Here is a 1,247-nt window from a genome sequence, read left to right on the forward strand (position 1 = left end):
TCTAAAATTTTTGTTATGGCTACAACTGTAATTTTGATAAGGACATTGAATACAAAGGAATATTCGCTATTTATCAATTTTAATGCTGTTTCTTCGTTCCTAGGCTTATTTGTGTTTTCTGCGTTTAATTATTCTTTAGTAAGATTTTCTATAGAATACAGATCTAAACATAATATGTATCCAATTGGATTATGTAAGTTTGTAATTTTTCTACAAGTTATAATATATACTTTTTTGGCTATTGTTTTATTGTATAATTACGAAAAACTGACTTCTTTTATATTTTTTGGAAAATTAGAATTTAAATATTCCTTTTTTTTGGGTATTTTTGGTGGATTTAGTTTAATGCTGTCCAATATTTCTTTCTTTATTTTACAGTCTCAAGAAAATTTTAAAGTTTATAATATTGCCAACATGGCAAGGCCAATATTAATTTTTATACCTATATTTTCATTGTTTGTTTTTAATATACTCACGCTAGAGAGTGTTACTATCTCAATTTTTGTTTCTCAATTGTTCTTTTCATGTATTTTTTTATATATAATATTTAGAAATAAAAATATAAAATATTCAAACGCTGTAAGTACCGATTCTTTTTTGAAATACTTAGAAGAAAATAAATTTTTAATTTTATATTTTATTTTTTTAGAATTATTTTCTCAATTTGATATTTTGATGTTAAGTAGATATTCTTCTGAATATGAACTTTCTAACTATGGTGTAGCTTTCAAATATTACAGCATAGGTCTTTTGCTTTTGGGTTCGATACATACCGTCTTGCTGCCAAAAATGTCTAAAGAAGCATGCTGTGGAGCCTTAAAGCAAAAGCAATTTGCTATAAGTTGGATAAAAAAGAGTTATATGCTTGGTTTAGCTATATTTATAGCTTATTTCTTATGTAAGTATGTATATATACAAGTAAATGGTCATGATTATATATATTCGTATTGGATTCTTTTTGTTTTTTGTTTTTCTATGTTGCAAGGTTTGATTTTTAGCCCTTTTGCAAATATTATAATCGCAAATAAGGATTATATTTTTTTATCTAGTGTGGCTTTTATAGCATTATTATTTAATTTTTTTTCTAATTTGTTAGCGGTAAAAAGCTATGGGGCTATGGGTGTAGCCATAGTAACAACAATAACACATACTATTATCAATATTTCATTTTTTTTTAGAATATTATGCAAAAATAAGGTATTAACCAATGATTAAATACTATTTTAAAAAAATACAATACATGTCAT

1 protein-coding gene is annotated in these 1,247 nt (G+C 24.5%); it reads left to right on the forward strand.

Annotated features, from left to right (window positions below; all coding sequences use genetic code 11):
- Nucleotides 1–1,215: lipopolysaccharide biosynthesis protein (locus tag F3G66_RS09380; RefSeq protein ID WP_149707899.1), on the forward strand; the 1,215-nt coding region annotated here is incomplete at its 5' end.
- Nucleotides 1,216–1,247 lie beyond the last annotated feature (32 nt).

The sequence above is a fragment of the Campylobacter concisus genome (genome assembly GCF_902460665.1).
In the GTDB taxonomy this organism is placed as follows: Bacteria; Campylobacterota; Campylobacteria; order Campylobacterales; family Campylobacteraceae; genus Campylobacter_A; species Campylobacter_A concisus_AL.